The following is a 25,935-nucleotide window of genomic DNA, read 5'->3' as shown; positions in this document are numbered from 1 at the left end:
GCGGGAACCAACCGGCAGTCCCGGCGTTATTTCTGCAGAGTGCATTCTCGATTGCTTGTTCCCTGTGAGACTCTTCAAAGCGGAAGCCCTTCCCCCCTCAAGGGCTTCCGCATTTTTTTGTCCGCAATCCGCCGCCGCTACCAGTTGCGGCTGGAATTGGAGAGCACCAGCGAGACAAAAAACGGTATCCCCACCAGCGATGTCACGATGCCGATGGGCAGGATGGCGCCCGGCAGGATCATCTTGCTGGCAACGGAGCTGACCGAGAGCAGCAGTGCCCCGGCAAGCGCCGAGGCCGGCAGGAAAAAGCGCTGATCCTCACCGATCATCAGCCGCGCGATGTGCGGCCCCACCAGCCCGACAAACCCGATCGTGCCGACAAAAGCGACGGGGATTGCCGCCAGCAGGCTGACCAGCGCGAGCGTCTCCAGCCGCAACCGCCCTACCTTGATGCCAAAGCTCATCGCCTTGTCATCGCCAAGCCGCATCGCCGTCAGTGCCCAGGCCCGGCGAGCAAAGAGCGGCAGGATAGCAAGCAGCAAGCCCGCCGTGACGAAGACTTTCGGCCAGGTCGCCTTGGTGAGGCTGCCCATGGTCCAGAACACGACGGCACTGAGCGCCTCCGATGATGCGAGAAACTGCACCAGCGCCAGCAGCGCGTTGAAGCTGAACACCATGGCGATGCCCAGCAGCACGATGGTCTGCACACTGGTACCGCGCCTGAGGCTCACCGCATGGATAAGAAGGCTCACCAGCATCGCCATCAGGAAGGCGTTGACCGGCACCATGATTTCGGTGGCAACCGGGATCAGCGTGACGCCAAAGGCCAGCACCAGCGCCGCACCGAAACTGGCGGCAGCGGAGATGCCGAGCGTGAAGGGGCTGGCGAGCGGATTGTTGAGGATGGTCTGCATCTGCGCGCCGGCGATGGAGAGCGCCGCCCCCACCACAACCGCCATCGCCGCTACCGGCAGGCGTATTTGCCAGATGACCACCGAGAGCTGCTTCGGCACCTCCGCCGGGCGCAGCAACGCCGTGATCACCTCCCCCACGCTGTAGCGCGCCGGCCCCAGCGACAGGTCGAGGCACAGGCTGAAAAACAGCGCGATGCCCAGCCCCATGAGCAGCAAAAGGCGCCGGCGCACGATGGCTCGGTAGCGCAATTGCCCGCCCTGAACTCCCGTTTTTACATCCGAAGATCCTGCGCTCATGGCGCCGCGCCCAGCGTGGCGAAATAACCCGGCTGATAGCCGATGGGCAGGAAACGTTCATGCAGCTCGCGGAACGTCTCGCCCGGATCGAGATCGGCAAAGAGATCGGGGTGAAACCATTTGGCAAGCTGCTGGATCGCCACGAACTGGTAGGGGCTGTTGTAGAACTGGTGCCACACGGCATGAAAGCCGCCCGGCTTCTGCGCCGCGATACCCTGATAGGCGGGGCGTGTCGGGTAAAAGGCGAGCTTGCGCTGCACCTCTGCCGCATCCGCGCCCGGACCAACCGGCACCCAGCGCCCGCCGGGCACATAGGCTTCCCACATGGCACTGGTCACGATCACCTGCTGGGGATCGGCCACCAGCACCTGCTCGGGATTGATCTGCCCGAAGGTGCCCGGGATCAGCGATGCCGCGATATTCTCGCCGCCCGCCTGCTCCACCATGGCGCCGAAATTGCCGCGGCCGAAGGAATAGCAGCAATCGTCATAAAACCCGGCCGCCCGCTCGATGAAGACACGCGGGCGCGGGGGTTGTGCCGCCGCCAGCCTGTCCGTCACCCGGGCGATCTGCTGCGCACGGAAAGCAATCAGCGCCTCTGCCCGTTCCTGCCAGTCAAACAGGGTGCCGAACAGGCGGATGGAGGGCTCGGTGTTCTTTTCCGGGTCATGGCGGAAATCGATATAAATCACCGGAATGCCGATAGCGCCGAGCTTCTCGATATAGCTCGCTTCCTCAACCGCCTTCTGGGTCTCCAGATTGAGAAACACCACATCGGGCTTCTGGGCGATGGTGGTCTCGATATCGATGAGGCTTTGCTCAAGGCCGGAGAAGGCCGGAATGGCGCCAAGGGCCGGGAACCTTGCCAGATAGGCCTTGTAGGTGGCCGGGTCCGCCTCGATCAGGTCATTGCGCCAGCCGGCGATGCGCCCTGCCGGGTTCTCGCGGTCAAGCGCGGCGATGATATAGAGCTGGCGCCCCTCTCCCAGCACCGCGCGCTGGATCGGCACGCTCACCTCCACCGGCCTGCCGGCGATGTCCGTCACGGTAATGCGGCTTGCGGCTGGGGCCATGCCGGCGCCCAGAACGGTCATGGCAAGGCACAGCGCCGCCAGAAGCAGTTTCTTCATGATTTATGGCTTTCCAGGGGATCGATGGCCGCCGCCCGGCGCCCGCTTCCGGCCCGCACCATGAGGGTGAGGACCAGTGCCAGCACATAGACGAAGGCGACGAGGAAATAGGTTTTTGAAAGTCCGGCGGCCTGGGCAAACCAGCCGCCAAGGGCGATGCCGGCGATGGAGGCGAACTGCGAGGTTGCCTGCGCCAGCCCCAGCACCTGGCCTTGCCGCCCCTCACCCGCTGCGCGCGAGACGAGGCCGGTCAGCACCGGGGTCGTCGCTCCCAGCAGCAGGCCCCACAGGAAATAGAGCGCGGTGAAGACCACGACCGAGCGGGTAATGGCGGCAAGCAGGGTCACTGCCGCACAGGCCGCGATGACCAGCCCCATCCGGCCCAGCATCTCGCCGCGCGAGCGCCCCTCGAAATGGATCGCCCACCAGCGGGCGGAGACGACAACGCCCAGCGCGACCAGCCCGTAACACAGGCCCGTCACCCAGTTGGGGGACCGGAAGACCGTGAGCACATAAAGCGAGAAGGGCGATTGCGTGACCATGCGCGCCAGCAGCAGCGTGCCGAGAATAGCCAGCAACGGCAGTACGGCCGAAAGGGTGCCCCCGGCCCCGGCTCCTGCCGCCTGTTTCCGCTCCTCCTCACGCCGAAGGGGAACGGTCCCAGACCGGCCGGGCGCCAGCGGCGGCAACAGCCGCCAGACCGCCAGCGCCGAGACAGCGCAAAGGGCCGCCGCGGCAAGGTTGATCCACAGGAAGGCACCATGGTCGAGGATGATGCCTCCCAGCAGCGCCCCGCCCAGCGAACCCAGATTGGTGGAGGCCTGCAGATAGGCAAACAGCCGCGCCCGCCGCTCCGGCGCCTCGATGGCGACGCCATAGGCCTGGGCCGGGGCGATATAACCGGCGCAGGCCCCCTGCACGAAGCGCAGCAGCAGGATGAGCCAGACATCCGCCGACCAGGCGAGCGCGAACTGGGTGAGCGCCAGCCCCAGCAGGGCGCGGATCATCATCGCCCGATGGCCGAACCGGTCCCCCACCCGCCCCCAGAAACTGCTGGTCAGCATCACCCCCAGCATGGGGCCGACATAAACCGCCGTGCTGGCGAAGGCGAAGAGCTCATCCGATGCGGCAAGGGAGCGCAAATGAACGGGCCAGAACGGCCCGCTCATCTCCATTGCGCCCATCGACACCAGCTGGATGGCAAACAGCAGATGTATCTTCCGGCGCACGGCACCGGCATCCAGACCCTGGGATATCATGCGCCGGCCATGCCCATCGGGTTGGGCAACTGATGCTGCAGCCGGTAGTTGGAATATTTCTGCAAATGCATGCGTAGCACCGAGCGCGTGCTCCAGCCTTCGCCAAGGAAATGATGACGTTCCGCGTGCCAGAGCCGCGCGTCCGCCATGCGGGGCCGGGCAGCGGCGAAGGCGCGCTCCGTCTCCTCCCCCATCACCCGCCACAGGATGTCGCCGGCAAGGCCGTAATGACGGGTAAGCGCCAGCGCCACTTCGTGCAGATGGCACACGAAGCAGGCATCGATCACGAAGGACCGGACCGGTTCGATATCGTCCTCGAACACCGTCGGCAGAATGCCCTTGTAGACATAGGGCCGGAGGTCGTGGCCGCGGGCACGCAGCAGCGGGGCATAGGTTCGCCCGTCGCCAAAATCGCGGATCAGCATGCGCACCGGCCGCCCTTCTCGGTCGAAGAGGATGGAGGTGTTTTGCTGGTGCGCTTCCAGCGCGATGCCATAGAGCAGGTAGATCTGCACCGCCGGATGAATGACGGCCCGTGCATACATGCGGAAAAAGGCGACTACCGCTGCGGCCGTCGCCATGCCGCTGCCACCATCCACCAGTTCACTGATGAGCGGCCCGTCGCCGGAGGGCGCGCGGGCCAGCAGCGCCGCCACGGTAACCGGCAGCAACCCGTCCTCACGCTCCAGCCGCCCCCCGGTCGCCCGGAACAGGACGGAAAGATGTTTTCCCTCGGCATCATCCTGCCGTTCGGCATGTTTGAAATGAATGCCGAGATCTTCGGTGAAGATCTCCAGCGAGCCGCCGAACCCCTGTTCGTCCGCCAGAATATCGCTGATGACCGTGCTGATGCGCGGACCCATATGAATGGATTTGGCCTGCAGGCTGCGCTGCTCGCTGGTGAGCCAGATGGCGACCGGAAGCTTGATGAAGGGGCCGCCCTCCTCCCCGTCCGGTAACATGGTGCGGAAGGACATGCTGGGGCGGGTGGCAATGTCCGGCCCGTCGAGGAGCAGAATTCCCTGCTCGATTTCCGGGGCAAAGTGCTGGCGCACATGGTGTTCAAGGTGCCAGCCATGGATGGGCAGCGGCAGCCAGTCCGCCACCTGGAGCCCGCGCGCCGCAAGGCCGGTCGCCCATGACCGGGCGGTTTCGGGATAATGGGCGGCAAACCATTGCCGGGCATCGGCGATGTGCGGCATGCGCTCCACATGCGCCATCTCCTTGCGCAGCGCCGCGATACGGACGGGCACCACGGCCGCAAATTCCGGCGACAGCGCCGTCACCTCCTCCTCGCTCAAGGAAGGTTTCGTCTTCCAGGTCGGATAGAAGGGGTGCCCTTCCAGCGATCCCCACTGGTCGAGCAAAATCGCCGCCTGGCGGATGCCATGGCGCCGGCGCATGTAGTCGCAAAGCCCGCCGGCCCCGGCTGCGGCAATCTCCTCGCGCAGCGCACCATCCCAGCTTTCGCGGAAACGGCGCGCGAGCATGTCGTTGGCGATGCTGCTGGCGATATCGGCCTTGAGCTTCTCCGCCCCGGCATCGGCCGGCACAAAATCGAAGGACGGCAGCAGGACGTCGAGCAGCGCATCCGCCGTGTCGATCAGGCGGCGCTGGCCATCGCCCTGAAGCAGCGCGATGGCTCCCCGGTTGATCAGGGTATTTGCCGGCGCCCGTTCCAGCCGCTCGAACCACAGCATGCTGCGGGGTTCGCGCACGGGAAACAGCACGCCGCTGCCATCATCGGCCGGCGACAGCAGCGCGGGGTCGAGAATGCCCTCGGCGAACAGGCAGCGGATCAGCCGGTAGAGCGCATTTTTCTGCGCGCGCACCGCAAGATCGCTGGAAGGCGAGAAGACGGCCTCGTCACTGCGGACGGGTTTTGCAAGAGAACTGTTGTTCATGACCAGCTTTCCTCGACAGGCCAGTGCGCCGGGAAATAATCCAGCGACGAGGCTTTGAGGCCGCCCATATAGGCGACGCTCCAGGCAAAGATTTCTTCGATATGCGGAAGGGAAACCGCCATGCGGCGCCCCATTTCCACCAGAAGGGCAAGGCCGAAGGCGATGTCCTCCTGGAAGGCCCGGCTGGAGCGGTCCATCACCAGCCGCCCCGGCTTTTCGGCCTCCACCAGCGGTGCCCGGATGCCGGCATAGGCACGGTTGGTCCGCAACACCGAGAGCATGGTGTGGGGATCGGCAATCTGGTCGCCATAGGCATCCACAATCTCGTCCTTGAGCGGACGGACGGAGGAAAGGTCGACCTTCAGCCGGTCCTCGATGCTTTTGCACAGCGCCTGGCTTTCGGCATCGCAGCGCTCAAGAAAATAGGCCCCGATCTCCGGACAGTCCGACCACCAGCACAGGGGATCGGTGAAGGCCCGGCCGCTCCATTGCCCGTAGGGGCCGATAAGCCCGTAGATCACCGAGCTGTGCATGATCGGGTTGCCCGGCGTCAGCGTGATCTCCAGATAGCTCTTCAGAAGCTCGACCGGCGCCTCATAGAGCCGGGCCAGATGCCCCTGCAATTGCCGTCCGGCCTGCGCGCTTTGCCGGTCGTGCGTTGCTACATGCAAGAGGCTCTTGGCCCCACCCATGCGGATGCTGCGCCCCGGCACCAGTTCGAAGGCCGTGTGCGGCACATCCTTCATGCCCCAGATCACGACATTGTCCCGCCCGCCCAGCACATGCTCGGCCAGCCAGTCAAAACCGCAAAAACCGGGAATGGCGCCGACGAAGACGGGCTTGTCCGTTGCCAGATGCGGCGCTATCTGGCGCAGCACCTCCAGCCGGGCATTGGCCGGCTGGGTAATGAGCACGATGTCGGCATCCCCGACGATCATCGCCGGATCACTGCCAACCCCGGCTGGCCGGGCCGCCAGTTCCGAGCCATCCGGCAACAGGGCGCGGATAACCCCGCCCTGCCGGTGACGCTCGACCAGCCCCTCATTCCCGGTCAGCATCCGGACTTCCACATCCGGCTGCTGGCCAAAGAGCACCGCGTTGAGATGGCCCGTGCGGCCGCCGCCGCAGATGGCCACGCGCAGCGTGCCTTCCCCCGCCGCGCTCATCGCGCCGGCTCCATCGGCAAGAGGCCGGCCGCACGCGGGCGGCAAAGCCTCTCCAGGCCGATGTCACAGCCGCCGGCAAGCTCCTGCGGCAGGATGTGGCGCGTGGTCTTGGGCGGATAGAGCCGCCCGCAGCGGGCACGCTCCCGGATATCCCGGGGAGAGACCGCGATCTCCGGCCGCCGGGAGACGACACCTACGGTGTCGTAACCTGCCAGCAGGCAGGGCACGAGGCTGAACCCCGCCTCCCGCGCTGCCGACAGCCGGTGATGACCGTCCATGACGATCAGTTCATCCCGCTCCACGATGAGGGGAACCGTCCAGCGCCCTTCGGCCAGCATGCGCTCGCGAAGGGCCCGGGCATGGCCGGCATCATGTTCTTCGTGGCGGCGCAGCCGCCAGGGATCGAGGAACACCACGCCTTCGGCCGCTGCTGCGGCCGGCATCATGCCGCCCCTTCGAGCTGGGGCGCCGGGGCAAGGAAGGGCCGGCGCAGCGGCAGCCACTGGTCAAGCCGGCGCCATACCCCGGCATCCAGCAAGCCGCGTTTGGCAAGCCAGGCCTCGTCAAAAACGGTGTGCAGATATTTCTCGCCGCCATCGGCAACGGTGCACACCACGGTGCCCCGGATCCGGCCACTATGGATGTGTTCCAGCGCGGTATAGAGCGCTCCGCCGGTGGAGCCGCCGATCAGCAGGCCGGTGTGACGCGCCAGATAGCGGGCCGTCTCGAAGGCTTCGGCATCGCCCACCTGCGTGCCGATATCGATTACGTCATACCCCAGCACCAGCCCCACCTCGTCGCCCTTCGGCGTACCGGTGCCGGACTGGTAATAGGGATGGCCGGGCTGACCGAAGATGATGGAGCCCTTGGGCTCCACACCGATGGTCAGGATGTCCGGATTGTAGCGCTTGAGGCCGGTGGCAATGCCGGTCATCGAGCCGCCGGTTCCGGTGCAACCGCAAAAGACGTCGATGCGACCCCCGGTCTGCGCCACCAGTTCGTCCACCAGCCCGCGATAACCGGCAGGATTGGCCGGATTGTCGGACTGGTTCATGAACACGGCGCCAGGGATCTCCCGCGCAAGCCGCGCCGCCATATGCTGGCGCTCCACGACGGCCACTTCATCTTCTGCATAGACGCCTTCGACGAAGCGCAGTTCCGCGCCCAGCGCCTTCATCACCGCCAGCTTGTCCGGCGCGGCATGGTGATCGACAACCGCGATAAAGCGCAGGCCCATCTCCGCCGCCACAATGGCAAGCCCGATGCCGGTATTGCCGGAGGAGGATTCGACGATGGTGCCCCCCGGCGCGAGCCGGCCATCGCGGATTGCGGCCTCAACCATGCTGCGGGCCATGCGGTCCTTCATGCTGCCGCCGGGATTGTTCTTCTCGATCTTGAGCAGCAGGCGCACGCCCGGCGCTGTCACCGGAAGCTCGAGCAGCGGTGTATTGCCAATCAGATCAGTAACTTTGCCCTGTATCATCACGATGTCCCCCCGAGGTCATCAGGTTGAGCAGTTGCCAGATCGGCACTGAGGGCAATCCGCCGCGGCATCGGCACCCGGTGGAACTCGTTTTCGAGGAGATCCATCTGGTACCCGGCGGTATTGCCGAAGAGGATGAGGTCGCCTTGTCGCGGCCTCACCGGAAAAGGGATGAGCCGGTTGGTCAGCACGTCGTCATCAAGGCAGCTATGCCCGGCGATCCATGCCCGCGCCGGCGCCGGCGGCGTGCCCGGCCGCGCTCTGGACACGAGCACCGGGTCGACAAGAAATTCGGAAGCGAACCAGGTTTCGCAGGCGCTGAAACTGCTGCCTTCCACAAAGAGCACGAGCTGCTCGTCCGGCAGCAGTTTGGTCCGGGCGATACGAAACAGGCTGAAGGCCGTCTGGTCGGCAAGGCTGCGACCGGGCTCCAGTGCCAGCGTCAGCGCCTCGGCGCGCAGATAGGCGGCAACCGTTTTGCCGTCCGGCCCTGCGGCTGCCAGAAACTCCTCCAGCCACCCGGCGGCATCGATGCCGCCGCCATAGGGATAGAAAGACGCCGGAACCCGCCCGGTGCGATAGTCTGCGCCGCTCTGGTTTTCGAGAAATTGCGCATAGGCCTGCGATTCCACATAGCGGATCGGCAGCCCCCCGCCGATGTCGATGAGCGACACGGGCAAGCCCATGGCCCGTGCCCGGCGCACCCACACCGCCACCTCGCACAGGGCCGCGACACGGCTGGCGGCGGCATAACCGCCGAGATGGAAATGAAAGCCCTCGAAGGCAAAAGCCTCCGGCGCCGCCGCAACCATCGCAAGACAGGCCGGCATCTGGCTTGCCGGGATGCCAAACCGGCTGGTTGTCGCCGCGGAAGGGCGAAACCGCAGCAGGATGCGCAGCCGGCGACCGGATGGCTGGCGAGCAGCCCATTCGGCAAGTTCGGCAAGCTCCTCGCCGGAATCGATGGAAACCAGGGCGTCCGCCTCGGCCAGTTCGCGGTAGAAAGGCCCGGTCCTGGCCGGGCCAGAGGCACAGATGGCGTGGCCGGGGCAACCGGCCTCCAGCGCATCCCTGAGCTCGAACCGGCTGGAGACATCCACCCCGAGCCCGGCCTCGACCGCGGCCTTTACCAGGGCGCGGGATTTGTTGACCTTGGCGGCATAAAAAATCCGGCAATCGACCCGGTGCCGTTCCAGCACGGCGGCAAGCCGCTGCAGATTCCGGTCAAGCAGCCACGGCAGCACGATATTGAGCGGGGAGCCGAACCGGCTGCACCAGTCGTGCAGCCGCTCCGGATACTGCTCCACCAGTTGCCGGATCGCCGGATCGAGAATGGCAGGCAGCAAGGCGGGCTCATCATGCCCTGCTGCGATCTGCGGAACTCTGGACGTAAGTGCCATCTGCTCTGCCTCGCAGTACCGTCGACAGTGATGGTTGACGGGCCGGCCCGGGGACGGCGGCAGGCGGAGGCCAACGGCGACCGCCTGCCGGCACTCCTCAGAAATCGGCGCTTACACTCAGCAGCGCGGTGCGCGGGGCACCGAGCGAAATCATGCTGAACTCGTTCACCCCCGACCAATACTTCTCGTTCGTCACATTCTGGACGGTGAAGCGGACGGCGACCGGGGTGTCATACAGTTCAGTCTTGTAGCGTGCGCCCAGATCGAGCGTGGTCCAGCCCGGAATTTCCTGGGTATTGGTCGTGTTGATATATTGCTGGGAGGTGCGGGTTACGGTGCCGCTGAAGGTCAGCCCGTCGAGGAAGGAAGCGTCCCACTCCGCGGTCAGGTTGGCCTGCATTTCCGGCACGCCGACCGGCCGGTTACCGCGTGTTGTCGCACTGTTGGTCTTGGTCAGTTCCGCATCGAGGAACATGACGCCGCCCAACAGGCGCAGATCGGGCGTCACCTCGCCAAAGACCGTGAGTTCGATACCGCGATTGCGCTGCTCGCCATCGGCCGTATAGAGGGTGCCGTCGAGCTGGCCTGCCTGCTTGGTGATCTGGAACACCCCGGCGGTGGCCCCGAAACTGCCGAAATCGAGCTTCACGCCGGTTTCGATCTGCTTGGCGACATAGGGCTTCATGGCCTCGCCCGCATTGGACGCGGTCGATGGCGCAATATCGCCCTTGCTGAGGCCTTCCAGATAGTTGCCGTAGAAGGACACCTGTTCCCACGGCTTCACCACCACGCCTGCCATCGGCGTGACCGCGCTGTCGTCATAGCTTGAGGTAATGGCGCCGGTGGTCGCGCTGAAATTATCGGCCTCGATGCTCTGATGGCGAGCGCCCAGGGTCAGCAGCAGCTTGTCATCCAGCATCGACAGTGTATCGGCGAGGGTAAAGCCGGTCAGGGTCGAGCGGGATATCTTCGGCCGGAAATCAGGCTCGGCCACGGAGATCGGCGCGCTGGAAACCGGATCGTAGATGTTCGAGACCGGATCGGTCGCCGAGAAAATCTGCCCGCGGCGGAAGATGTCCTGATACTGGCTCGCCTCGAAAACCGCCTTGTGGTGCACGACAGCGGTATCGAACTCACCGCGAAGGCCGGCATTGGCCGTCCAGCGCTCGGTCTGGAAGCGCATGTAGGACAGCGAGTCATCTTCGACATCGCCGTCATTGCTGGTGATGATCGGGTAACCGAACAGGCGGTCCACCTGCGTCTGGCCCACACCGACACCGCCGAAGAAGGTCAGTTCGTCGGCAAGGTCATATTCGCCCTTCAGCATGCCCGAGCGGTCCTGCGCGTCGGACCATTCCCAGTCGTTGATCACATTGCGGTGGCCATCGGGCGCTGACGGCATGTCGACACCCGTCGCAAGCCGGTATTCACGGAACGGTGCGTTCAGATGCTCGGCCTGATTGATGAGGTCGAGCGAGGCACGAAGCTTCTCCCCCTCGTAGTCGACGGCGGCGGAAAGCTGGGAGGCTTCCCGGCTCTGGTTGTCGAGATAGGTATCGCCCTTCTGGTAACCGCCATTGAGGCGCACGCCGAAGGCGTTGTCCTTGCCGAAGCGGCGGCTGACATCGGTCTTGACGCCGGCCTGGTCTCCCAACCCGTATTCTGCCGTCACCCGGTTGAGGTCTTCCTCGCCGGCACGCTTGGGCACGATGTTGATGATGCCGCCAACGCCGCTGTTGGGCGCCATGCCGCCCAGGAGGGCCGCCGGTCCCTTGATCACCTCGACACGTTCCACATAGTCCGGCAGCGCCCGGTAGGTCGGCGCAACGCCGTAAACCCCGTCGAAGGCCACTTCGCCGGAATTGCCGGTGTTAATGTTGAAACCTCGGATCTGGTAGGTATCCAGCATGCCGCCGCTGCTGTTGGGCGTACGCACCGAAGGATCATTCTTCAGCACCTCGGCGATGCTCTGGGCCTGCTGGTCGGCAATCTTCTCGCTGGTGTAGCTGGTGATGCTGACCGGCGCGTCCATGATGTCGGTATTCCCGAGCACACCAAGGCGTCCGCCGCTGGCAACCTGGCCGCCGGCATAGTCGGGCGGCAGAGTGCCGAGAGTGCGTGTGTCCTCGACCACGACCGGGTCCAGCACCGCACTGCCCGCGCTCTCCTGCTGCGGATCCAGCACCAGAAGGGAATTGTCGCCGGCAAGGCGCATGGTCAGGCCCGTGCCCTTCAGCAGCTGGCTGACGGCATCCGGCACGGTCATGGTGCCGTGGAGGGTGCGCGGAGCACCAAGGGGCGGCAGGGTGACGGTATAGGCAATCCGCCAGCCGGAAATCCGGCCGATCTCGGTAATCCCGCTGGCGAGCGACGACGCAGAGATATCGAAGGAATAAGTCTTTTGCGCCGCCTCGGTCTGCGCCTCGGCCGGCCTTGCATTCCATACCGGAGCGGTGATGGCGGCCGCCGATACCAGAAGCGCCGCCGTCAGTGAATATGATCTGCTTTTCTTGAGCCCGGATTGCAACTTCCCACTCCACCTGTTGCCTGTTTTCGCCAGCAGGTCCCCCCTGCTTTCAAACAGACAAACGAGTGGGAAAAATGAGTCCTCACCCCCTTCGCAAAAATTTTGCGAATTTTTCTCAGTCTCAATAAAGAACGGTCAACCAGGGGGTCAGATGCACCACGCGGGCCCGCACCGCGGCGGCAACGGTTTCCAGCGATCCGTCCACATCATCGACAGGGAAACTGCCAGATATCCGCTTCCCGGCCAGATCGCCAAAGGCGAGGATATGGCCGCTCTGGTAATTCTCCAGCCGCGCCAGCAGGCTGGCGACGGTGTCATTCTCGACCGATAGGCGGCCATCAAGCCAGGAAAGCGCCCCGACGAGATCCGGCCTGCCGGTAACGCTGAGCTGATGCGCCTTCACCGCCGCCTGCTGGCCCGGGCCAAGCAGCACGCCTTCATCCCCGGCATCCGGGCTCACCCGCACGGCACCCTGCTGCACGGTCACCACCGTGCCATCGTCCAGGTGCTCGACATTGAAACGGGTGCCGACCACCCGCACCTGCGTATCCCCGCTGCGCACATAAAACGGGTCGCCTTCGCGATGCACCACCTCGAAGAACGCCTGCCCGCGCAGCAGGCTGACGATACGGTGGCCATCGGCAAAATCGGTATCGAGAGCGCTGTTCGCCGCCAGCCTGACGAGGGAGCCATCCGGCAGCCGCATGTCGGTCACAGCCTGCCGGCCGGCAACGATATCGGCCTGCAGGTTGACGATCAGGTCCTTGTCGGCAAACCACAGGCCTGCGGCCAGCACGGCTGCCGTGGCCCCGGCAAGACCCAGCCGGCGAAAGGAAAATCCGCCCAACCAGCGCCGCAGGCGCGAGGACGGCCGCTGGCCGGCAAGGCGCCGTGCCGGCTCTTCCAGCTGCCCCCACAAAACCCGCATCTGGTCGAAGGCAACCCGGTTGCCATTGCTTGCCGCCAGCCACGCCCCCAGCTGCTCTTCCTGCGCCCGGGACAACGAGCCGCCGGCCCGCCTCACATGCCAGAGGGCGGCTTCATCCTTTTGCTCGGCGGTGGGCTCAAGATCGCGCTGCATTGTGGTGTGTCAGACGTCCTTCACGCGGCAGACGGCACTCATTGCCATACAGGGGCAGGCAGCCGTTCTATAAAGAATAACGAGTGAAGGAAAAAGAACCTCACTATCCGTCGAAAAAAGCATCAGACATCGCGCCTGTGGGCTGAGAGTTTTTCCTGGCAATGGCGCATGGTCCGGGCAAGCTGCTTTTCCACCGCGCTGACGGAGATGCCGTATTTGCGCGCAAGTTTCTCGTTCGGGATCCCTTCCACCCGGTGCAGCAGGAACATCTCCCGCGCACGCGGAGAAAGCTCCAGCAAGGCACGGTCCAGCGCTCCCAGTGCCTGCCGGGCCTCGGCATGCTCCTGCGGCGAACTGCTCTCGCCGCCCCACATCTGGCTCGGCAGCACCCGCTCCATCACCCGGGCACGGTTCTTGACGGTGCGATGATGATCGATGGCGGCATTGCGCACCGAGGCATAGAGGACCTTGGTGTCCTCCTCCGTCGTACCGACGCTGCCTGCCTGCATCAGCCGCACATAGACGTCCTGCACCAGTTCGTCCGCCACCTCACGGTCCTGCAGATAGCGTCCGGCCATCGAGACAAGCTGTCGTCGATGTTGCTCAAACAATCTGGCAAGCGAGCGGCTCCAGAAGCTCATTCGGGCGGCAGGACCTGTCGGGCAATAAGGGCAAGGCCGATCAACCGGCACTTGCAGGCGAGCCAGCATTATCAGCAATGATAATCATTCGCAATACATGACTGCACTTCTCCTCCCCCTCATGGTCCGCCCCTCAAAAAAGCGGCCTCCCCGCGAGATGCGGGAAGGCCGTCAAGCAGCGGCCGGGGAGGTCCGGAACACCTCATTCGACAGTGGGCGAGGCTGCCCGCAACCGGGCAACAAGTCCCGGCAGCCGCTGTTTTGGGAAAAATCTAGGCGGCAGGAAGTGCGGGCCCGCTGCCCGCCCCCGTGCTTTCGATGGCAGCGGCGATCTCGGCAAGGTCCCCCGCCCCCAGCTCCAGCTTTGCGGCATCGATCCAGCCATCCACCTGCGCTGCGCTGCGCGCGCCCACGATGGCTCCGGTAACTGCCGGCCATGCCAGCACCCAGGCAATCGCCACGGCGCCCGGCGAGGTCTGAAGCCGCTCGGCCACCGGTGCCAGCGCGGCGACCAGCTTGAGGTTGCGCTCCAGCGCCTCGCCCTGGAACTGCACGTTGCCGGTGCGCCAGTCACTGGCGGGCAACGATTTGACCCGCTCGACCGAAAACCGACCGGTCAGCAGTCCTGCCTGCATCGGGCTATAGACGATGACACCGGTCTGGTGCGCCCGGCACCAGGGCAGTTCTGCCATCGCCACATCGCGGCGGATCGCCGAGAAAGGCGGCTGCAGCGTATCGACATGACCGAGCGCTTCCGCCTTTTCCAGCTGCGCGACAGTGTGGTTGGAAAGGCCGACCGCCCTCACCTTGCCGGATGCCTTGAGGTCCAGCAGCGCCTGCCAGTATTCCTCGATCAGCGTGCCGTCTTCGCTCGGCCAGTGCATCTGATAAAGGTCGATGCGCTCGACGCCGAGACGCTTCAGCGACAGGTCCACCTCCTCCATCAGGCTGGCGCGTGCTCCCGTGCGCCGCACCGGCGCTGCCGGATCAGCATCGTCCCAGCGCAGCCCGCATTTGGTGAAGATGTAGGGGCGATCCTGCGGCGCAAAGCCCTCCATCGCCTGCCGGACGATGTCTTCCGAATGGCCGCGGCCATAGATGGCGGCAGTGTCGATCCAGTTGACGCCCAGCTCCACCGCCCGGCGCATTGCCGCAACGGACTCGCCATCATCCTGCGGCCCCCAGCCGATGCCATGACCGGCGCCGCCCGCAGCCCAGGCGCCAAAGCCGACGCGGGTAATCTGCATGTCGGTGCGGCCAAAAGGCCTTGTGGGTAGGGATGTCGCCATAACCATGCCGTCTCAAGCTCCCGTCATTTTTTCATGTCCGGAAGGCAGCATGGGCCGCTGCAATCTATCTTTCCAACGGATTAGAAAGATAACAAAAATCTCCATATCGGATTAATATGCCTCAAGGGCACGGCGGCGTCCGGCTTGGACAGTTTGAGGTATTTGATGGAAATCAGGCAGTTACAGCATTTTGTTGCCGTTGCGAGTGAAGAACATTTCACCCGCGCCGCCCAGCGCCTCAATATCGTGCAATCGGCCCTTTCCGCCTCCGTGCGCGCGCTGGAGGAGGAGCTTGGCATCAAGCTCTTCATCCGCTCCACCCGGCAGGTGCGCCTAACCGCGGCCGGTCGCCTCTTCCTCGAAAAGGCTGAAGCCGTGCTGGACGCAGCCGGCGAGGCACGCGGCGCCATCGAGGCGATCAAGGGTCTGCGGCGCGGGCGCCTCGGTGTCGGCACCGTGCAGAGCCTGCCCGCTTTTCTCGATCTGCCACAGCTGCTGGCGCGCTTTCGCAGCCTGCACCCGCAGGTCGCCATCAAGCTCTGCCAGGGCTCGGCTGATCATCTGCTGGAAAAGGTGCGCGGCGGGCGGCTCGATCTTGCTTTCCTGCCGATGTGTGAAACCCCGCCCAACATCGCCACCCGCCTGATCGCCTGCGAGGCGCTGGTGCTGGTCTGCGCGCACGAGCATCCGCTGGCCGGCCACACCGCCGTGCCTCTCGGCGATCTGGCCGGGGAACCCTTTGTCGATTTTGTTGCCGACTGGGGCACCCGCAAGCTCATCGACAATGCCTTCTTCGAAGCCGGGGTCGAGCGCCACACCGCCTTTGAAGTCAGCGATCTCGACACCCTGCTGGGTCTTGTGGCCAACGGACTGGGCGTGGCGCTCATCCCGGAAGCCATCGCCCTTGCCCGCAGCAGCCAGCTTGGCCTTGGCCTTGCCCGCCTTGCCGGGCCTGAAATCTGCTGGGAGCTGGTCGTGGCCTATCTGGCCGAGGAACGCTCGGGCGAGCTGCCGCTGGAAGCGGCCTGCCGCGAGTTTCTGTCCTTGCTGCCCGATGCCGGGGATGACGATCCCGTCGTGGCAGACGCCGCAGAATAACAACAAGGACCCTGTAATGCTTGCCGCCCGCGCCATCCTCGAAACCGCGCTCTATGTCGATGATCTGGAGGCGGCCGAGCGTTTCTATCGTGACGTTTTCGGCCTTGAGGTCATCACCCGTGTCCCCGGGCGGCATGTCTTCTTCCGTTGCGGGCCGCAGGTTCTCCTGATCTTCATTCCCGAAGTCACCAGCCAGCCCGGCGTTGCCGGCTCCATTCCGCTGCATGGCGCCAAAGGGCCGGGCCATATCTGCTTCAGGGCACAGGACGGTGCCGAGTTTGACGCCTGGCGGGCGCAGATCGTCGCGGCCGGCGTCACCGTCGAGCATGATCATGTCTGGCCCAACGGCGCGCGCTCGGTCTATGTCCGCGACCCTGCCGGCAATTCGGTGGAGGTGGCGGAAGCGGCGCTGTGGGGGCTTGGCTGACGGGCGCCTGCCTCAGTTGACCCGCCGCTTCTCCAGCTTGCGGGCGAGCGTGCGCCGGTGCATGCCAAGGCGCCTTGCGGTTTCGGAGATGTTGAAGTCCGTCTCCACCAGCATCTCGTGGATGCGCTCCCATTCGAGGTTCTTGAGCGAGGTCGGGCGTTCGGTGAGGCTTACCGACGTGTCGCCCTGCTGGCGCTCGAAGGCGGCTTCGATATCGTCGCTGTTGGCGGGTTTGGCGAGATAGTGGCAAGCCCCCAGCTTGATGGCCTCCACCGCCGTCGCGATGCTGGCAAAGCCGGTCAGCACCACCACCCGCATTTCCTCGTCATGGGTTGCCAGCAGCTTCACGCATTCAAGGCCGGATTCCCCGGAGAGCTTGAGGTCAACCACCGCATATTCCGGCGAGGCGCCTTCCAGATGCGCCGCCACCTCGGCCAGATTACGGCACACCGCCACCTGATAGCCCCGCCGCTCGAAGGAGCGCTGCAGCGTGCGCGCAAAGGCCTGATCATCTTCGACGATCAGCAGCGAACGCGGTTCTTCACCCATCATGACGTCCTTTCATCGGCCGCTCTCCCGGCCATAAACAGCGCCTCCCCTTCCGGTTCCGGATCGGGAGAAAGCGAGGAGAGCGGAAGCACCAGCTCCACAAAGGCGCCGCCTTCGGGGCGGTTACCCGCCTCCACCCGGCCGCCCAGCTTGCGGATCACGTTGAAAACCAGAAACAGGCCAAGCCCGCCGCCCGGGCGGTTCTTGGTCGAGCGATAGGGTTTGCCGAGCTCCGCCAGAATGGCGGCATCAAAGCCGCGCCCGGCATCCTCGGTCCTCAGGACAAGTTCATCCTCCCGGCGCAGCGCCGTTACCGCAACCCAGCGGGGGGATTCCTCGAATGCGTTGTCAAAGACGTTGAAGATCACCTGCCGCAGTGCCGCGTCGGAGATCATCTCCTCATCCTCGCCGAAATCATTGCGATATTCGAGCTGCACGCCGGGGCGGCTGCCACGCCATTCCTCCGCCACCCCGTCTAGGAAGGCATTGACGCTGGAATGTTCCGTGCCCTCTCCCCGCGCCTCGCCTGCCGACAGCAGAATGCCGGAGACGATGGTCTTGCAGCGCGCAAGCTGTGCCTGCATCTCGACGATGTCCTGCTTCAGCTCGCCATCGCCGGACAGGGCCGGCATGCGCTCCCAGTCATTGATGATCACGGACAGCGTGGCGAGCGGCGTGCCCAGCTCATGCGCGGCGCCGGAGGCCAGCAGACCCATGCGCACGATATGGTCTTCTTCCGCCGATTGCTGGCGCAGCCGCGCCAGCCGCTCGTCCCGGCTGCGCAGGTTGATGGTGATGCGGCTGATGAAGGCCACGGCAAGAATGGCCGCCAGCAGAAAGGAGATGAACCCGCCGAGGATGAAGACGGCGGAGAAGGAACCGCCGAACGGTTCCGGCAGGGCAATGTCGCGGTGCCAGGCCATCAGCAGCAGATAACAGGCACTCGTCACCGCCACGAGTACCCAGCTCCACAGCACCTCGAACAGCACCGCGCCCAGGATAACCTGCAGCAGATAGAGCGAGACGAAGGGATTGACCGCGCCGCCGCTCAAGTAAAGCAGGCCGGTCAGCGCGCCGACATCCAGCAGCAGCTCGACAAACAGCTCGGCGTTGGAGATGGCGGCACCGCTGCGATAGCGCAGCATGGCAAACAGGTTGATGAGCGCCAGCATGATCATCACGCCGGCCATCTCGATCCAGGGCAGGCTGATGCCGAAGCCCCATTGCACCAGATCGATGGTGATGACCTGCCCGGCCACGGCAATCCAGCGCAGCTGCACCAGCAAAAGCAGGTTCTGCCGCTGCGAGGTGGATTGCACCTGCCGCCCGCTTCGCCCGGCTTCTCTGGTTTCGCGGCTGGCGACTTCCACACTGCCGATACTTGTGCCCAAGGGTGCCTCTATCATCTCGATCGCCCAATGGACGGTACTGCCAGCGGGCTTAGACCCGGCATCATCCATGCCGAAAGTGGGCATAGTGTCCAAGCGCCAGCATTCCCCGGGGGGACTGGAAGGGACGGAAGTTTGACACATCTTCACCTTGTTGGGCCTGCCCCGCCCCGCGATTTACATTATCGTCAGTCGGTGATGCATCAATAAGAGCTATCGTGCCCGCAAGCTCCATGGCCGGCAGAGGACAAGCCGGCCCGGAACCTGTGGACCGGATGGCCGAGATCAGGGAATTGCCTGTCCAGCATGAGCGAGCTTGCACCGCCCTCCGCCTCGCAGGAGCGCCTGCCGGATGGACTGGTTTCATCGATATTCCTGTGGGTCGGGACCATCATTGCCGCGGCTGTCATGTGTGGCGGGCTCACGCTCAGTGAGCTGCAGCGCCATCAGGACAGTGTCGCGACCAGTGCCGTGCGCACGGCAACGGAACGTTTTGCCACCCAGATCACCGAGCGGATCAAGCTTTACCAGTACGGCCTGCGCGGCGCCCGCGGCGCGGTAATCGCCGCCGGAGAGGACGGGCTGACCCGGCAGATTTTCCACCGCTACAGCATCACCCGCGACGTCGGTGGCGAGTTTGCCGGTTCCCTCGGGTTTGGCTTTATAAGGCGCGTTTTCGCCGATGACCGCGACGCCTTTGTTGCCCGCGCCCAGGCTGACGGATGGCCCAGTTTCACCCTGCGTCAGCTTGCCCCTCACGAAGGGGAGCTGTTTGTTATCCAGTATATAGAACCTGCTGATCGCAATCAGAGGGCCATTGGCCTCGACATTGCCTCAGAGACCAATCGTCGCGAAGCCGCGTGGGATGCCCTGCGCACCGGCGAGGTGCGCCTCACCGGACCGATCACCCTGGTCCAGGCCACCGGTGCGCCCCGGCGCTCCTTTCTCATCCTGATGCCGATCTACCGCACCGCGGTGACCCCGCCCACCGAAGGCGGGCGGCTCGCCACCGGTTTCGGCTGGAGCTACGCACCTCTTATCGTTGACGACATCCTCGAAGGCCTGCAGCTCGACGATCATGATGGCCGGTTGCAGATTCAGGATGACGACCAGATCGGCAGCGACCGGATTTTCTACGACAACCGTCCCGACGACCTGCCTCCCGCCGAAAGCCGGTTCTCTGCAGTCGCCCGCCGCGATCTCTATGGCCGCCACTGGAGTATCTTCTTCACGGCTGACCCGGCTTTCATCGCCACGCTCGGCCTGCCGCCCCCGGAACTGGGCGGGCTGCTGGGCGCCGGAGCCGGTGGATTACTGGCCGCCCTGACCCTCTCCCTGTCGCTCTACGGCATGCGCAAGCGGCAATCGATTGCCGAGCAGGCCTGGTATGCCGGCATCGTCTCCGGCTCGCTGGATGCCATCATCGGCAAAACGCGGGAGGGATACATCACCAACTGGAATGCCGGCGCTGAAAAGATTTTCGGCTATACGCAGGCAGAAGCTGTTGGCAGGCATGTCACCGAACTGATCATCCCGGACGATCTCTGGGAGGAAGAAGAGCGCATTCTGGCCACCATCGGTCAGGGAAAGCCGATCCCGCATTTCGAGACCATGCGCCGGCGACGGGACGGCCACCTCGTGCCTGTCTCCATCGCCGTCGCCCCTGTCATCGATCATCTGGGGAAAGTTGAAGGTGCGGCGACAACAATCCGCGACATGTCGCTGACGGTGGAGGCCCGCAAGCGCCTGAGCCGGATGAACGCGGAACTGGAAGCACAGGTCACCCAGCGCACGGAAGAACTGGAGGCCGCCCGCAGGACCCTTCGTGCGGTTCTGGATGCCGTGCCCTCGATGATCGGCTACTGGGACAAGGACCTCATTATCCGCATCGCCAACCATGCCTACGAAGATTTCTTCAAGATTAAATCCAGTGCCCTGCTTGGGCTGCATATGAGCGAGTTGCTTGATCCGCCGGTGTTCGAAGCCAACCGGCCCTATTTCGAGGCCGCCCTTGCCGGTGAGCCACAAACCTTCGAACGCAGCCTGCCTCGCCCGGATGGCCACGGAAACGTCCACGTGCTGGCCCACTATCTGCCGCAGATCGTCGAGGGCGAGGTGCAGGGTTTCTATGCCGTCGTCCATGATGTTACGGCACTGGCGGAAAGCCGCTCGCATCTGGCCCGTGCCCTGCGCGAAAACCAGACCCTGCTGAGCACTATCAACCAGCAATATCTCTATTCGGTGACGGACACGAAGGGCGTCATCATCGAGGTGAATGACAATTTCTGCACTGCCACCGGCTATACGCGCGAGGAATTGCTGGGCAACACCCATGGCCTGCTGAATTCCGGCGTCCATTCAATCGATCACTGGCGCTCGTTCTGGGCGACGATCCTGTCCGGCAAGGCCTGGCACGGTGAAATCTGCAACCGGGCAAAGGACGGCTCGCTGCGCTGGCTCGACAGCGTGATCGCTCCGCTCTTTGCGGCCGATGGCAAGATCGAGCGCTTCATCTCCCTGCGCACCGACATCACTGATCGCAAACAGGCCGAGATGGCGCTGCATGACACTAACCTGCTGCTCAGCAACGTGCTGGCGGCGGCCTCCGAAGTCTCGATCATCGCCACCGACCGGACGGGGAAGATCGGTCTCTTCAACCGTGGCGCCGAACGGCTGCTGGGCTACAGCGCCGATGAAATGATCGGCCGGCACACTCCTCTTGTCATCCACGACCCGGAAGAGGTGGAGGAACGGGCCCGGCAGCTGTCCACGCAGCAGGGCCGTCCGGTAAGCCACCTTGCCGCCCTTGCGCCCCGGCCCGGATCGGGCGGCGCGGAGACGCGGGAATGGACCCTGGTGCGCAAGGATGGCTCCACCTTCCCCGCCATGCTCTCCATCAGCGCCATGCGCAACGAGGAAGGCCGGGTTACCGGGCATCTCGGCGTCGCCATCGACATCTCCCGCCAGCATGAGCTCTGGCGGGAAGTTGTCTCCGGTCGCAACCAGCTGCAGATCGCCGCGGATACGGCAAAACTTGGCATCTGGACATGGCGGATTGCCGACAATGCGCTCGAGTGGAACGACCGCATGTACGAGCTTTACGACTGGCCGCAGTCCCTGCGCGAGGAAGGACTCACCATCCAGCATTGGGAACAGCGCATCCATCCGGATGATCTCGCCGCCATCTATGACGATATGCTCGCCGGCCTCGAGCCGGGCGGAAAGTTCCCCGAGCAGGTGTTCCGTATCCTCGACAGCTCCGGCAAGGTCCGGTACGCGCAGCTTGCAGGCCATGTGGACCGTGACGAAGCCGGGGTCGCCATCCGGGTGATTGGCGTCAATCTGGACGTGACCGACCAGCGCGAGCTGGAGAACACCCTGCGCGCCGCCAAGGAAAGGGCAGATGCCGCAAGCGCGGCCAAATCCGCTTTCCTTGCCAATATCAGCCACGAAATCCGCACCCCGATGAACGCGGTGCTCGGCATGTTGCAACTGGTGGAGCGCACACCGCTCAGCGACAGCCAGCGCGATTATGTGACCAAGGCCCGCCTGGCTTCGAAATCCATGCTCGCCCTTCTGGGCGATATCCTGGACTTCTCGAAGATCGAAGCCGGCAAGCTGCAGATCGAGAACGCCCCCTTCGACCTGGAAGGGCTGATGCTCGATCTCGGCGTGGTACTGGCCGGCAGCCAGGGACAGAAGGATGTCGAAATATTGTTCGACATCGCGCCCGACATTCGCCGCACCTTCATCGGCGACCGGCTGCGCCTGCAGCAGGTGCTGATGAACATTGCCGGCAATGCGCTGAAATTTACCCTTAAGGGGCAGATTGTCGTCCGGGTCGGCTATGCAGGCGACAGCGCCGGCTCCCTGCGTTTCGAGGTGGAAGACAGCGGCATCGGCATCGCCGAAGATCAGCTGGGGCTTATTTTCAGCGGCTTCCATCAGGCCGAAGCCTCGACCACCCGGCGCTTCGGCGGCACCGGGCTCGGCCTTGCCATCAGCCAGCGGCTCGTCACCCTGATGGGCGGCACCCTCAATGTTCAAAGCACGCCGGGCGAAGGTAGCCGCTTCTGGTTCAACCTGCCGCTTCAGCCGGCCGATGCGGCCCTGCTATGGCCCGAGGTGCCGCCGGCCTTGAGGGACCTCAAGGTGCTGATCGTCGATGACAACCAGATTGTGCGCACCGCCTTGCAGCAGACCCTTGGCGCTTTCGGCTGGCAGACGGCACTGGCTGCCAGCGGGGAGAGTGCTCTTGCCCTGGTCGAGGAGGCACGCGCCGCGGGCAGTCCCTACAGCCTCGTCTTGATGGATTGGCGAATGCCTGCCATGGATGGGCAAGTGACTGCCGCGCGACTGCAGAAATCGCTCGCCCCGGTCCCCAGGATCATCATGCTGACGGCTTTCGGCGAAGAGCAGCTGGAAGTTGCGCGGCAACTGCCGGAGGCACCTTTTGCCGATATTCTGCGCAAGCCAGCCACCCCGTCCCAGCTTCTCGACATGATCGCCCGCGTCTTCGGTGTTGACGGCAAGGCCGGGTCCTCTCCTGCCGACAATGCTCCCGCGGAAACAACCCGCAGGCTCACCGGCCTGCGGGTGCTGGTGGTGGAGGACAATGAGCTCAACCGCATGATCGCCCGCGACCTGCTTGTGAGCGAGGGCGCCGAGATCGAGGTGGCGCCGGGCGGCAGGGAGGGAGTGGCACAGGTCCTCTCCGCGCCCATCGGCCGCTTCGATACGGTCCTGATGGATGTGCAAATGCCGGACATGGACGGGCTGGAGGCGACGCGCCACATCCGCGCCGATGGCCGCCACAACACCCTGCCGATCGTCGCCATGACCGCCAATGTCAGCCAGGCCGACCGCGAAGCGTGCCTTGCCGCCGGCATGAACGACCATATCGGAAAGCCCATCAATCTCGACGAGATCGTGCGCGTCCTTCACGCCCAGAAAGCAGAAAAAGCCCCCAAACCGGCCATAACGGCACCGGTGCCCGAGGGGGAGATCGTGGAGCCGCCCGGCCCGCTGCTCCAGCGCTTCGGAAACAATCTCGCCGTCTACCGCACCTTGCTGGCAAGCTTCCGGCCAGAGGCAACCCGCCTGATCGCCCGCATCGAAGCCCTTGTGGCAGACCCAGCGGCGCCGGGGCTTGCGGACGAGCTGCACACCCTGAAGGGCGTGGCCGGCACCATGGGCGCACGGGCACTGGCCAACATCGCCGACAGGCACGAGCGCGCGCTCAAGGAAGGCAACGTGCCCGCCCCATCAGTGGTCGCGGCCATCCCCGGCGAATTGAGGCAGGCGCTGGAGCTCTGCGCCGCCCGACTGGAGAGCTGGGTGGCCAGCAGTACGGGCCAGGATACGGCCCCTGCCCGCGCGGCCAGCGACAATACCATTTCGGAAACCCTCGACGCTCTGGCTCCGCTCCTGGCCGCGCGCAATATGCGCGCCCTGCATGTGGTTGACACGCTGGCGGCCATGCCGCTTTCATCCGGCAGCGCGCTGCGCGATGAACTCGTGGATCTGGTGCGCAAACTCGATTTCGAGGCGGCAGCAGAAAGCTTGAAAAACCTTCGGGAGGAAATCGGTTGACGCCTTCCCTACCCCGCTTCTGGGCAGACGGACAGGCCGGGCGCCGCGCGCGATTGCTGGTAGTCGATGACCAGGTCATCAATATCCGGGTGCTGTACGAAATCTTCAGTGAGGATGCCGACGTCTTCATGGCGACGGATGGCGCCATGGCGCTCGACCAGTGCAAGCACATCGCCCCCGATCTCATCATCCTCGACATGATCATGCCCGGCATGGACGGGCGCGATGTATGCCGCGTGCTGAAATCCGATCCGCAGACGCGCGATATCCCCATCATCTTCATCACCGCCCAGTCGGGCGAGGAGGAAGAGGTGGCAGCGCTGGAACTGGGCGCAGTGGACTTCATCCACAAGCCCATCAACCCGGTCATTACCCGGGCACGGGTGCGCACCCATCTGGAGCTGAAGCGCCAGTCCGATCTGCTGCGCGGTTTCGCCTCCATCGACGGCCTGACCGGTGTTGCCAACCGCCGCCGCTTCGATGAGGAGCTGCAGGCCTGCTGGCTGCAATGCACCCGCGATTTGCAGCCGCTTTCGGTGCTGATGATCGATGTCGATCATTTCAAGAAATACAATGACCTTTACGGCCATCTGGAAGGCGACAGTTGCCTTCAGCGTGTCGCCGCGGAGATCCGCCGCAACTTCAACCGTCCGCGCGATCTTGTTGCCCGTTATGGCGGCGAGGAATTTGCCTGCATCCTGCCGCAGACCGGGATCGAGGGCACCTCGCACCTGGCCGAAGCTCTGGTGGCCGGAGTCCGCCGGCTTGCCCTTCCGCATGACGGGTCGGAGAGCGCGAGCGTGGTCACGGTGAGCGTCGGCGGCGCAACCGCCTACCCGATCCCCGGCACCAGCTCGCAGCATCTGCTCGAACATGCCGACGCCCGCCTCTATGAGGCCAAAGCCGCTGGCCGCTCCACCTTCCGTGCGTCCGAACTGCCGCTCGGCAGCGAGCTTTAAGGCTCGCGCCGACCGCGCCGCCCCCACCGCAGCGTATAGAAGCCCGCCCCCGCCGCCATCAGCGCCATGCCGAACCAGGTGATGGCATAGACGAGATGGCTGTTGTGGAAGCTGATCTGGGTGAGCCCGCCGATGGGCCCGCCCGCCGGATTGGGCTTGTCGTCGGCGTCGACGAAATAAGGGGCGACCCGCGCCGGGTCGAGCCCGCGGGCTGCGGCAATGGCGGCAACGTCCCGCGAATACCAGCGCTCGTCTTCCGGGTGATTGCTGCGCAAAAGCGTGCCCTTGGGCTCGCTCATGCGTAACAGGCCGGTCACCGTCACCTCGCCGTCAAGCTCGCCGGCGCCCCGGGTTGAGGGCGCGCGCTTTTCCGTCGGCACGAAACCGCGATTGACGAGGATGATCGTCCCGTCAGCTTCCTCAAGCGGCGTGATCACCCAGTAGCCGGCGCCATAGACGGTGGCGGCATAAACCTGCGTCTCGTCGTCATTGAGGAAATGGCCGGAGAAAGTCACATGACGGTATTCGTCGCGCTCGTCGCTCACCCCGGCCCACTCGGCCGGGCCGGGCGGCGCAGCGGCCGGTGCATGCACCCGGGCATCCACCCGCTCGATGAGGGCGAGTTTCCACGCCCGGCGTTCCACCTGCCAGATCCCGAGACCGACGAAGACGGCGGCAAAGAAAAAGCAGAAGACAACCAGCAGGATACGCGAGGCGAGCGATCGCTGCGGCAGGTCTTCGTGGTGTCCGGCGGTCTGGGTTTGCATGGCTTGGTTTATCCCGTAGGCCCCTGGGCCTGCCCTCAAAAGCCATCGGCCGGATGAGGCATCC

19 protein-coding genes are annotated in these 25,935 nt (G+C 64.7%); 4 read left to right on the top strand and 15 right to left on the bottom strand.

All coding sequences use genetic code 11. The features are described from left to right. Window positions 1–137: 137 nt before the first annotated feature. The 12 genes from QTL98_RS08955 to QTL98_RS08900 all read right to left on the bottom strand — a co-directional run bounded on the left by QTL98_RS08955 (window position 138) and on the right by QTL98_RS08900 (window position 15,097). The gene (locus QTL98_RS08955) at window positions 138–1,211 is read right to left on the bottom strand and encodes a FecCD family ABC transporter permease (protein ID WP_445681875.1); all 1,074 of its coding nucleotides are present in this window, start codon (window positions 1,209–1,211) and stop codon (window positions 138–140) included. Then, window positions 1,208–2,341, bottom strand: coding sequence for an ABC transporter substrate-binding protein (locus QTL98_RS08950; RefSeq protein ID WP_445681874.1), 1,134 nt, complete (start codon window positions 2,339–2,341; stop codon window positions 1,208–1,210). The genes QTL98_RS08955 and QTL98_RS08950 overlap by 4 nt, the downstream gene beginning before the upstream one ends. After that, the gene (locus QTL98_RS08945; protein WP_445681873.1) at window positions 2,338–3,600 is read right to left on the bottom strand and encodes an MFS transporter; all 1,263 of its coding nucleotides are present in this window, start codon (window positions 3,598–3,600) and stop codon (window positions 2,338–2,340) included. Before QTL98_RS08945 ends, QTL98_RS08950 begins: the two co-directional genes overlap by 4 nt. Then, on the bottom strand, window positions 3,597–5,504 hold the full coding sequence (locus QTL98_RS08940) for an IucA/IucC family protein (RefSeq protein ID WP_445681872.1): 1,908 nt from the start codon (window positions 5,502–5,504) through the stop codon (window positions 3,597–3,599). The genes QTL98_RS08945 and QTL98_RS08940 overlap by 4 nt, the downstream gene beginning before the upstream one ends. Next, entirely contained in the window at window positions 5,501–6,670 is a 1,170-nt protein-coding gene (locus QTL98_RS08935) for an NAD/NADP octopine/nopaline dehydrogenase family protein (RefSeq protein WP_445681871.1), read from the bottom strand. The genes QTL98_RS08940 and QTL98_RS08935 overlap by 4 nt, the downstream gene beginning before the upstream one ends. Further along, entirely contained in the window at window positions 6,667–7,116 is a 450-nt protein-coding gene (locus QTL98_RS08930) for a ParB N-terminal domain-containing protein (RefSeq protein ID WP_445681870.1), read from the bottom strand. The genes QTL98_RS08935 and QTL98_RS08930 overlap by 4 nt, the downstream gene beginning before the upstream one ends. After that, a complete protein-coding gene (locus tag QTL98_RS08925) occupies window positions 7,113–8,153 on the bottom strand; it encodes a PLP-dependent cysteine synthase family protein (RefSeq protein ID WP_445681869.1) in 1,041 nt (346 codons plus the stop codon). The genes QTL98_RS08930 and QTL98_RS08925 overlap by 4 nt, the downstream gene beginning before the upstream one ends. After that, on the bottom strand, window positions 8,153–9,553 hold the full coding sequence (locus tag QTL98_RS08920; protein WP_445681868.1) for a type III PLP-dependent enzyme domain-containing protein: 1,401 nt from the start codon (window positions 9,551–9,553) through the stop codon (window positions 8,153–8,155). The genes QTL98_RS08925 and QTL98_RS08920 overlap by 1 nt, the downstream gene beginning before the upstream one ends. A gap of 97 nt (window positions 9,554–9,650) precedes the next feature. Beyond that, entirely contained in the window at window positions 9,651–12,080 is a 2,430-nt protein-coding gene (locus tag QTL98_RS08915) for a TonB-dependent siderophore receptor (RefSeq protein WP_445681867.1), read from the bottom strand. A 121-nt stretch (window positions 12,081–12,201) separates the two neighbouring features. Continuing rightward, window positions 12,202–13,161, bottom strand: a complete 960-nt coding sequence (locus QTL98_RS08910; protein WP_445681866.1) for a FecR family protein — start codon at window positions 13,159–13,161, stop codon at window positions 12,202–12,204. Window positions 13,162–13,283: 122 nt separating this feature from the next. Further along, the gene (locus QTL98_RS08905; protein WP_445681865.1) at window positions 13,284–13,802 is read right to left on the bottom strand and encodes an RNA polymerase sigma factor; all 519 of its coding nucleotides are present in this window, start codon (window positions 13,800–13,802) and stop codon (window positions 13,284–13,286) included. A gap of 272 nt (window positions 13,803–14,074) precedes the next feature. After that, a complete protein-coding gene (locus tag QTL98_RS08900) occupies window positions 14,075–15,097 on the bottom strand; it encodes an aldo/keto reductase (RefSeq protein ID WP_445681864.1) in 1,023 nt (340 codons plus the stop codon). 159 nt (window positions 15,098–15,256) lie between these two features. Here QTL98_RS08900 and QTL98_RS08895 point away from each other — a divergent pair, with 159 nt between their 5' ends. Continuing rightward, window positions 15,257–16,189 carry a LysR family transcriptional regulator gene (locus QTL98_RS08895; RefSeq protein ID WP_445681863.1) on the top strand — a complete coding sequence of 311 codons (933 nt, stop codon included), beginning with the start codon at window positions 15,257–15,259 and terminating at the stop codon, window positions 16,187–16,189. Window positions 16,190–16,205: 16 nt separating this feature from the next. Continuing rightward, the gene (locus QTL98_RS08890; protein WP_445681862.1) at window positions 16,206–16,616 is read left to right on the top strand and encodes a VOC family protein; all 411 of its coding nucleotides are present in this window, start codon (window positions 16,206–16,208) and stop codon (window positions 16,614–16,616) included. Between the two features lie 12 nt (window positions 16,617–16,628). Here the strand turns inward: QTL98_RS08890 and QTL98_RS08885 are convergent, their stop codons facing one another. Together QTL98_RS08885 and QTL98_RS08880 are read right to left on the bottom strand one after the other, a co-directional pair. Then, window positions 16,629–17,168: a response regulator transcription factor gene (locus tag QTL98_RS08885; RefSeq protein ID WP_445681861.1), complete on the bottom strand. Its 540-nt coding sequence runs from the start codon at window positions 17,166–17,168 to the stop codon at window positions 16,629–16,631. Beyond that, entirely contained in the window at window positions 17,165–18,556 is a 1,392-nt protein-coding gene (locus tag QTL98_RS08880) for an ATP-binding protein (RefSeq protein ID WP_445681860.1), read from the bottom strand. Before QTL98_RS08880 ends, QTL98_RS08885 begins: the two co-directional genes overlap by 4 nt. A gap of 303 nt (window positions 18,557–18,859) precedes the next feature. Here QTL98_RS08880 and QTL98_RS08875 point away from each other — a divergent pair, with 303 nt between their 5' ends. Both QTL98_RS08875 and QTL98_RS08870 read left to right on the top strand, forming a co-directional pair. Then, window positions 18,860–24,145, top strand: a complete 5,286-nt coding sequence (locus tag QTL98_RS08875; protein ID WP_445681859.1) for a PAS domain S-box protein — start codon at window positions 18,860–18,862, stop codon at window positions 24,143–24,145. Then, window positions 24,142–25,104, top strand: a complete 963-nt coding sequence (locus QTL98_RS08870) for a diguanylate cyclase domain-containing protein (RefSeq protein ID WP_445681858.1) — start codon at window positions 24,142–24,144, stop codon at window positions 25,102–25,104. The genes QTL98_RS08875 and QTL98_RS08870 overlap by 4 nt, the downstream gene beginning before the upstream one ends. Here QTL98_RS08870 and QTL98_RS08865 read toward each other — a convergent pair. After that, window positions 25,101–25,871: an SURF1 family protein gene (locus QTL98_RS08865; RefSeq protein ID WP_445681857.1), complete on the bottom strand. Its 771-nt coding sequence runs from the start codon at window positions 25,869–25,871 to the stop codon at window positions 25,101–25,103. The two genes, QTL98_RS08870 and QTL98_RS08865, sit on opposite strands and share 4 nt — an antisense overlap. Window positions 25,872–25,935 lie beyond the last annotated feature (64 nt).

It is taken from the genome of Radicibacter daui (assembly GCA_030657355.1).
GTDB classification, from domain to species: Bacteria; Pseudomonadota; Alphaproteobacteria; order Radicibacterales; family Radicibacteraceae; genus Radicibacter; species Radicibacter daui.
This window is presented reverse-complemented; position numbering and strand designations above follow the sequence as displayed.